The sequence below is a fragment of the Anaerococcus sp. HMSC065G05 genome, assembly GCF_001812365.1.
In the GTDB taxonomy this organism is placed as follows: Bacteria; Bacillota; Clostridia; order Tissierellales; family Peptoniphilaceae; genus Anaerococcus; species Anaerococcus vaginalis.
The window spans coordinates 78,583-85,411 of sequence record NZ_KV808696.1; the positions used below are offsets into that span (position 1 = coordinate 78,583).

Annotated in this window: 11 protein-coding genes; 8 read left to right on the plus strand and 3 right to left on the minus strand. The window is 28.0% G+C overall.

Going from position 1 to position 6,829, the window contains the following annotated elements; translation table 11 throughout:
* Positions 1-31: 31 nt before the first annotated feature.
* A complete protein-coding gene (locus tag HMPREF2852_RS03235; protein ID WP_070605913.1) occupies positions 32-586 on the minus strand; it encodes a DUF3783 domain-containing protein in 555 nt (184 codons plus the stop codon).
* 100 nt (positions 587-686) lie between these two features.
* Between HMPREF2852_RS03235 and HMPREF2852_RS03240 the strand changes: the two genes are divergently transcribed.
* Together HMPREF2852_RS03240 and HMPREF2852_RS03245 are read left to right on the plus strand one after the other, a co-directional pair.
* On the plus strand, positions 687-1,172 hold the full coding sequence (locus tag HMPREF2852_RS03240) for a hypothetical protein (RefSeq protein ID WP_070605914.1): 486 nt from the start codon (positions 687-689) through the stop codon (positions 1,170-1,172).
* A gap of 83 nt (positions 1,173-1,255) precedes the next feature.
* Positions 1,256-1,654 carry a phage holin family protein gene (locus HMPREF2852_RS03245; protein WP_070605919.1) on the plus strand — a complete coding sequence of 133 codons (399 nt, stop codon included), beginning with the start codon at positions 1,256-1,258 and terminating at the stop codon, positions 1,652-1,654.
* Positions 1,655-1,723: 69 nt separating this feature from the next.
* Here the strand turns inward: HMPREF2852_RS03245 and HMPREF2852_RS03250 are convergent, their stop codons facing one another.
* Both HMPREF2852_RS03250 and HMPREF2852_RS03255 read right to left on the minus strand, forming a co-directional pair.
* Positions 1,724-2,365, minus strand: coding sequence for an SdpI family protein (locus HMPREF2852_RS03250; protein ID WP_004839221.1), 642 nt, complete (start codon positions 2,363-2,365; stop codon positions 1,724-1,726).
* Positions 2,355-2,630 (minus strand): autorepressor SdpR family transcription factor, encoded by a 276-nt coding sequence (locus tag HMPREF2852_RS03255; protein ID WP_026074061.1) that lies wholly within the window; start codon positions 2,628-2,630, stop codon positions 2,355-2,357. The genes HMPREF2852_RS03250 and HMPREF2852_RS03255 overlap by 11 nt, the downstream gene beginning before the upstream one ends.
* A gap of 252 nt (positions 2,631-2,882) precedes the next feature.
* On the opposite strand from HMPREF2852_RS03255, the gene HMPREF2852_RS03260 reads away from it, so the two are divergent.
* From HMPREF2852_RS03260 to rpsR, 6 genes are all read left to right on the plus strand, one after another.
* Complete coding sequence (locus tag HMPREF2852_RS03260; RefSeq protein WP_070605915.1) at positions 2,883-3,947, plus strand: alpha-amylase family protein; 1,065 nt, start codon at positions 2,883-2,885, stop codon at positions 3,945-3,947.
* 10 nt (positions 3,948-3,957) lie between these two features.
* The gene (locus HMPREF2852_RS03265; RefSeq protein WP_070605916.1) at positions 3,958-4,632 is read left to right on the plus strand and encodes a beta/alpha barrel domain-containing protein; all 675 of its coding nucleotides are present in this window, start codon (positions 3,958-3,960) and stop codon (positions 4,630-4,632) included.
* Positions 4,633-4,668: 36 nt separating this feature from the next.
* Positions 4,669-5,601 (plus strand): P1 family peptidase, encoded by a 933-nt coding sequence (locus HMPREF2852_RS03270; protein WP_070605917.1) that lies wholly within the window; start codon positions 4,669-4,671, stop codon positions 5,599-5,601.
* A gap of 98 nt (positions 5,602-5,699) precedes the next feature.
* Positions 5,700-5,984: a 30S ribosomal protein S6 gene (rpsF, locus tag HMPREF2852_RS03275; RefSeq protein WP_019118399.1), complete on the plus strand. Its 285-nt coding sequence runs from the start codon at positions 5,700-5,702 to the stop codon at positions 5,982-5,984.
* A complete protein-coding gene (locus tag HMPREF2852_RS03280; protein ID WP_070605918.1) occupies positions 5,985-6,506 on the plus strand; it encodes a single-stranded DNA-binding protein in 522 nt (173 codons plus the stop codon).
* 16 nt (positions 6,507-6,522) lie between these two features.
* Positions 6,523-6,747, plus strand: coding sequence for a 30S ribosomal protein S18 (rpsR, locus tag HMPREF2852_RS03285; protein ID WP_019116506.1), 225 nt, complete (start codon positions 6,523-6,525; stop codon positions 6,745-6,747).
* Positions 6,748-6,829: the final 82 nt, after the last annotated feature.

The following is a 6,829-nucleotide window of genomic DNA, read 5'->3' on the forward strand; positions in this document are numbered from 1 at the left end:
AAACTCTTACAAATTAATGTAAGAGTTTTACCTATAAATTTTCTACCAAATTTTTAATTTTATCTCTAAATTCTTTTGCGATTTTTATATCGAAATTTTCGCCAGCTGTTTGGAAGTAGTGGTTTAATTCTTTTACTGATTTTGCTATTTCTGGATTTTCTTTGCCACTTTCTTCTTTTATTTTGCTTGCTTTTTCTAAGTAGGTATTTATTTCTTCTACAATTTGCATTGTTTTGTGTTCTTGGTCGTTTTCTTCTAGTAAATATCTAAGTGTCCATTTTATATTTGTTGGAGTGATTGCTGCTTTGTGTTCTATCACAATGCCGTTTTCTCTCATTTTATCTATAAATGGAAATAAATCATTTTCTTCAAAATCTTTAAAAAACGCAAAGGTAAAATCAAATTCTTTTATATATTCTCCTTCGGATTCTATTTTTTCAAAACCATCAATTTCTGCAAGGTAGCCTACTTTTTGTTCAACATCTTCCATGCCAATTATTTTTAATTTTACATTTTCTTTTTTGCATAAAATTCTTAATTTTTCTTTTTCTATATCATTAGCGTTAAATAAAATTATTAAAGCCATACAATCTCCTTTTATATTTAATTATTATTACTATACCCAAAAAGTTATTTTGCTCACTTTTGGGTATAATATAATAAGATAAAAATTTGGGGAGAGATTTATGAAAGATTATAATTATGAAAATACTAGAATAAAAGAAATTAATAAATTGCTTGATGAGGCAAGAGAGGCCCTTGGAGTTTTGCAAAGAGCAAGTATAAGAGTGGGAAAGGCGTCTGATTATTCTATTACTGGTCTTGTTGGACGAAATATTGTTGGAGATTTTTTAAGATCAAATAAAAATAATGTAATTAATAAATCGATTGATAGAAGTCAAGATGTTTTATTAAAACTTCATGCTGATTTATTGATTTTTGATCCAAATCTTGCAAGCATTCTAGATCTTCCTTATAAACTTAGTGAATTTTCAAGACCTAGAAATGCTCTTTCTGATATGAAATTAAGGATTGATATGAGAAAAAAGAAATTGGATATTCAAAAATCTGAAAAAAAACTTATCACTCTTATAAAAAAACTTTCTAAAGAAAAATCTAAGGAAATAAATAAAATCAAAAGAGATATTGAGCTTAAATCTTTTGAAAATTAAATATTTTGGGATAATATCACCTTTTTACTTATTTATAAGTAGGAGGTGATTTTTTTATGGAAAAAATTTTTAAAGGAGAAAGTATGGACAAATTTAAGGACTTAGTAAAAATCTTTTTTACTATTTTTGGCTCATTAATAGGATTTTTTCTTGGAGATTTGGATATTTTCATTTATTCTCTTACAGCTTTTGTAATTTGCGATTATATTTCTGGAATTATAAGGGCGGGATTTGAGAAAAAATTATCATCAAAAATAGGCTTTAAAGGGATTTTAAAAAAGATTATGATTTTTATAATAGTAGGAATTGCAAATATTTGCGATAAAAGTTTGATAAAAAATGAGCCTATGATAAGAAGTTCGATAATATTTTTTTATATTGCAAATGAGGGACTTTCAATTCTTGAAAATGCTCTTGCTATGGATTTGCCAATTCCTAAAAAATTAAAAATACTTCTTGAACAATTCAAAGAAGAAAAATAAAGGGTTTAGAAAAAGCATTGGACTTTTATGTTCAATGCTTTTTTTGTGTTTGACTTATATTTTTATATTTTACACTCCATTTTTATAAAGATAAAAAGAATAGATCGCAGGAATTATTCCTATTATCATAAATGTTAAAAAAATCAAATATTCATTTCCTATAAAGGGAGTCAATAAGAAAAATATTCCTCCAAGTATAAAAAAATATCCTGCTAGTCTATGAGTTTTATTCCAATTTTCGTCACTATTTAAAGTCCAAGGAAGTTTTATTCCAACTGTATAATTTCTTTTTGTTTTTGGCAAATAATTTCCAATTAAAATTAAAAGAAAACCTACGAATATAGAAATAATTACCATAACATTGATCTTTTTTCCAAGCCCATAAAAAACGCTGATTACAAAAGTTATGAGCATAACCAAAGGAATTGTTGCCTTGCCGATTGTTATTACAAAATTATTTTTATCTTTGTTTTTTGGATCGTTATCAAGCATAAAGCAAGAAAAAATATTTAAAAAAATCAAAAGCAAGGGAGTTGTTATTAGGGTTGTAAATTTACTTGAATAGCCATCAATTTTGTTATTGAATCCCCAATGAGTAGGCAAAGTTTCTGGCATTTTTTTGTAAAATAATAAATTTACAAGGGCAAACAACAAGATAGAAATAATAACTGAGATTACACTTTCTTTTTTAAATTTAATTTTATTTTTCATTTTCTACTCCTTTAAATTTCACAAACCAAGTCATTATATCCTCAAAAATACTTGTATTTAGCTCGTAATAAATAAAATTTTTCTTTTTTGTTTCATAAATTAAATCTTCATTTTTTAATAATTTTAAATGGTGGGAGATGGTTGCCTTAGATAAGTCAAAATTTTCAGCAATTTCTCCCGCATTCATAGATCCTTTTTTTCTCAATAAATTTAAAATTTCAATTCTTACTGGATCAGATAAAGCTTTAAAAGTATCAGAAAACAAGTTATCACTCCCTTTCAATCTATTTTGATAATTATCTAAATAGTTATTTATATTATAGGTTGCAAAATAAAAAAAGTCAAATCTATTTCGAAAAAAATCTAAATAGATTTGGCTTGAAATTATTTTAAAATTTTTAAAAGCTAAGAATTTTTTATTTTTTTAAAAATTATTTCCAATGACAATTAAACTGATCACTAGACTTTTTGAATATTTTAGCATTGTAAATATAATAATATAGAAATAAGGAGAATTATGGCTGAGATTTTTTATAGAACTTATCCAAAAAAATTGAATAAAGATAAATCAGATTTGGGTTTTGTGGATATTTATGATCTTGATAAAAGATTTATGCTTGCAAAAATTCTTGGGATTGATTGTTTGATAATAGAAGATATTTTTAAAAAGGATAAAAAGAATTTTTTTGATTATTCGCAAGTTGATAAAAATTTGGGTCAAACTAGAGATTTTGTAGGAGAAATTTTATTGTGCCACGAGATGTATTTGTCTATAATTTTAAGGATTGATATAAATAAAATGAATGGGCAAATGGAAGCGAAAAATATTTTGGCAATTTTAAATTTCTGGATTGATAAGGGAGTTGATGGATTTTTATTTGATAATTGTAAAAATTCTAAAATAAATTTTAGGGAAGTCCTTTTATATTTGAAAAAATCTTACAAAAATCTGATTTTAATTGTAAATACAAAAAATGGGAAAGAATATAAAAATATTTGTAAAATTGTAGATTTATCTTATAAAAATATGGAAAATGAAAATTTGAAAGAATTTATCTTAAATGAAAATAAAAATTCGAATATATTTTCTTTAAATGATGATTTTGATTTTTCTTGTCTTAATTTTTTGGATTTTAAACATTTTTACACAATATCAGCAAAACTTATAGCTATTATTACACTAATAAGGCAAAATGATATTTTTATTAAAGAAGGGAAAGAAACTTTATATTATTTAGACAAAATTGACTCTAGGATAAGAAAGGAAATATTTGATTTTTATAGGGAGATTTTTTTGGTAAGATATGATTATCTTGATATAATTAGAGGGGGATATTTTCCCATAAAATTAAAGGATAAAGATGTTCTTTCCTATATGTTTTACAATGGGAAAAAAGCTCTTGTGATTTTAAATAATCTTTGTCAAAAAGATATAATAGTAGATTTGCCAAAATTTATTGATATAAGAAAATCGAAATTTCTAGTTGGAAATATTTCTCAAAGGGAAATCTTTAAAAATATAAATTTGAGAGTCTATGAGTCTATTGTTTTTACAAGTTCAATAAAAAAATATAAGTTGTAAAGGAGAAATTATGGAAGAAAAAATGAAAAAATTTGTACCACAAGTACATTCAAAACTAAGAAAATCTTTTATCACAGTACCAGAAGAAATCTATAGGGCAAGTGGGATAAAAATTTACGAAAAAAGAATAAAATCTTTACTTTTTACAACAGATCTTGCAATAATTAGAAATACAAATGCAGATTCTATCATGGCAGTTTATCCCTACACTCCACAAAATACAATTGCCCAATCAATAATTTCAACTGCATCAGTTCCATGTTTTATTGGTGTTGGTGGAGGTACAACTCAAGGAGCAAGATCAAAATATATTGCTTTTGATGCAGAGCTTGAAGGAGCTTATGGTGTTGTTGTAAATTCTCCGATTCCAAATGAAGATATTAAAGCAATCTCAGAATTTGTAGACATACCAGTGATTGCAACTGTAACTGGATTTAAAGATGATGTTTTGGGGAAAATAGAAGCAGGCGCAGAAATTTTAAATGTATCTGGTGGACCAAAAACTCCAGAGCTTGTCGCTGAAATTAGAAAATTAATTGGAGATAAATTTCCAATTATAGCAACTGGCGGTAGTAAAGCTGAATCAATTAAAAAAACAATTGATGCAGGAGCAAATGCAATTTCCTACACAGCACCATCATCAGCAGAAGTTTTTGGAGAAATGATGGATAGATATAGGAAGTAGGATTTATATTTTTTAAAATTTTAATAAGGAGAAAAAATGTATAAGGGCTACATAACAGATATTGAAGGAATAAAAGTAGGTCATGCTCAAAATTTTGATGCAGGAACTGGTCTTACGGTTTTAATTCCTCCAAAAGGAAATACTGCAAGTGTTGATGTAAGAGGAGGAGGGCCAGGAACACGTGAAACCGATCTTTTAAATCCTGTAAATACTGTAAGTGAAGTTTCAGCTATAGTTTTATCTGGGGGTTCTTCTTATGGCCTTGCAGGATCAGTTGGAGTTGTTGAAGAATTAGAAAAAGATGGAAGAGGATTTGAAGTTCCAAGTGGAATTGTTCCCATAGTTCCTCAAGCGATTTTATATGATTTGGATTATAAATCTTACAAAATTAGACCGGATAAAAAAATGGGAAGTGATGCTTATAAAAATGCAAGTTTTACTGAAAATCGTCAAGGAATAATTGGGGCAGGGACTGGAGCTACAGTTGGAAAGGCTTTGGGCAAAGAATTTTTGATGAAATCAGGACTTGGCTCTGCCACAATAAGCGTTGGCGATTTAAAAGTTTCTGCTATTGTTGCAGTAAATGCCATGGGAGATATTTTTGATGATGAAAAAAATAAACAAATTGCAGGAATTTTAAAAAATAATAAATTCATTCCAACTCTTGAAGTTTTAGAAAAAATATCTGAAAAAAATTCTTTGAACACAACAATTGGAATTGTTGCAACAAATGGAAAATTTAATAAAACTGAGCTTAGAAAAATCGCCTCAATGACTCACAACGGCTATGCCAGAGCGATTAGACCAGTTCATACAATGATGGATGGAGATACAATTTTCTCTCTTGCTACAAATAAAATAAAGGCAGATTTAAATCTTGTAGGAAGCCTTGGGGCAAAAGTTATGGCTCGTGCAATTGCAAATGCAATTTATTTTTCTAATATAGAAAATTCTAGCGAATTTATTTAATAAAATTATTGACTTTTAAAACTAATTATAGTAACATAGATAAGAATTCTCTACTCCGACAAAAGATCGGGGTCAAAGACCAAAGGGAGGTGAATAAGATGAATAACTACGAAGCAGTATTGATTTACAAACCAGAAATTTCAGATGAAGAAAGAAATAAATCTTTAGAAATCTTCAAAGGCATTATAGCTGAAAGTGGAGAAGTAGAATCTGTAGATGACTGGGGAAAAAGAAAACTTGCATACGAAATCAACTACATCAAAGAAGGATATTATTATATCGTTGATTTCAAAGCTAGTGGTGACCACATCAAAGAATTTGAAAGAAGACTTAGAATATCTGATTTAATTCTTAGATACATGGTAATCAGAAAAGAGGACTAAATGAATAAAGTTTTTCTTATAGGAAGATTAACAAAAGATCCAGATTTGAGATACACTCAACAAGGACAAGCAGTTGTTAGTTTTTCTTTAGCAGTTGATAGAGGTTTAAGTAAACAAAAACGACAAGAAATGGAATCAATGAATCGTCCAACAGCCGATTTTCCACGAATTACAGTGTGGGGAGTTCAAGCTGAAAATGTATCAAGGTATCTAAAAAAAGGAAATCAATGTGCGATAGATGGTAGAATCCAAACAGGTTCTTACCAAGACAAAGATGGAAAGATGGTCTACACAACAGATGTTATTGCAGACAGAGTTGAATTTTTGGAATCAAGATCAGATGGTCAATATCAAAATAATCCAATGAACCAAGACAATGGTTTTGGAAATATGAACCAAGAAAATTCTTACAATAATTCAAATAATTTCCAACAAAATAACAATCAAAACATGAATAATAACGATGACTTTTTTGACGATGACTTTACAGAAATTGAAGACGACGGAAGAATTCCTTTCTAGATTTTAGGAGGATAAAATGCGTAGAAATTTCAGACCAAGAAAAAAAGTCGATCCATTTGTCAAAGACCCTTCAAAAGTAATAGACTACAAGGATATTGAAACTCTAAAAAGATTTATTTCTGATAGAGGAAAGATCCTTCCAAGAAGAGTTACAGGACTAAATGCGAAACATCAAAGAGAAATTACAAGAGCAATCAAAAGAGCTAGACAAGTAGCTTTATTGCCATACGAAGATAATTAAAGATAAATAAAAATATAAACTTTCAATAAGCAAGCAAAAGACACCTAAAAGGTGTCTCAGAGCGTCGACAAACCCACCAATA